Below are 1,018 nucleotides of genomic sequence, written 5' to 3' on the forward strand. Positions count from 1 at the left end.
TGTCCGGCCGTACTCAGGATCCACTCAGGAGGGAACGAAGTTTCAACTACAGGGCTTTTACCTTCTACGGCTGACCTTTCCAGGTCGCTTCATCTACCCCGTTCCTTTGTAACTCCATGTTGAGTGTCCTACAACCCCAAGAGGCAAGCCTCTTGGTTTGGGCTATGTCCCGTTTCGCTCGCCGCTACTCAGGGAATCGCGTTTGCTTTCTCTTCCTCCGGGTACTTAGATGTTTCAGTTCCCCGGGTATGCCTTCAATACCCTATGTATTCAGGTAAAGATACTACTCCATTACGAGCAGTGGGTTCCCCCATTCGGAAATCTCCGGATCAAAGCTTACTTACAGCTCCCCGAAGCATATCGGTGTTAGTCCCGTCCTTCATCGGCTCCTAGTGCCAAGGCATCCACCGTGCGCCCTTTCTAACTTAACCTAAAAGGTTATTTTTCTTCTTATTAAATAAGAGAGAAAAAAATGTGGTTTGTTCTCGGTTCTTACTTCTTCTTTACGATTATCTAGTTTTCAAAGAACGATTAAAAAAAGCTTTGAGAGAATTGCTCCCTCAAAACTAAACAAACAAAAAGCGGTCAACTTTTTTATCAGTCCACATGGACTTACATTTCCTTAAAAAGGAGGTGATCCAGCCGCACCTTCCGATACGGCTACCTTGTTACGACTTCACCCCAATCATCTGTCCCACCTTAGGCGGCTGGCTCCAGTTAGGTTACCCCACCGACTTCGGGTGTTACAAACTCTCGTGGTGTGACGGGCGGTGTGTACAAGGCCCGGGAACGTATTCACCGCGGCATGCTGATCCGCGATTACTAGCGATTCCGGCTTCATGTAGGCGAGTTGCAGCCTACAATCCGAACTGAGAATGGTTTTATGGGATTCGCTTAACCTCGCGGTTTTGCAGCCCTTTGTACCATCCATTGTAGCACGTGTGTAGCCCAGGTCATAAGGGGCATGATGATTTGACGTCATCCCCACCTTCCTCCGGTTTGTCACCGGCAGTCACCT

At 48.6% G+C, this 1,018-nt stretch carries 2 rRNA genes; both read right to left on the reverse strand.

Features of this window, described 5'->3' with window-relative positions:
* Positions 1-431 (reverse strand): 23S ribosomal RNA (locus BTR25_RS26680); the annotation flags it as partial.
* A gap of 195 nt (positions 432-626) precedes the next feature.
* Positions 627-1,018, reverse strand: a 16S ribosomal RNA gene (locus BTR25_RS26685); the annotation flags it as partial.

The sequence above is a fragment of the Bacillus sp. MRMR6 genome (assembly GCF_001940785.1).
In the GTDB taxonomy this organism is placed as follows: domain Bacteria; phylum Bacillota; class Bacilli; order Bacillales; family Cytobacillaceae; genus Neobacillus.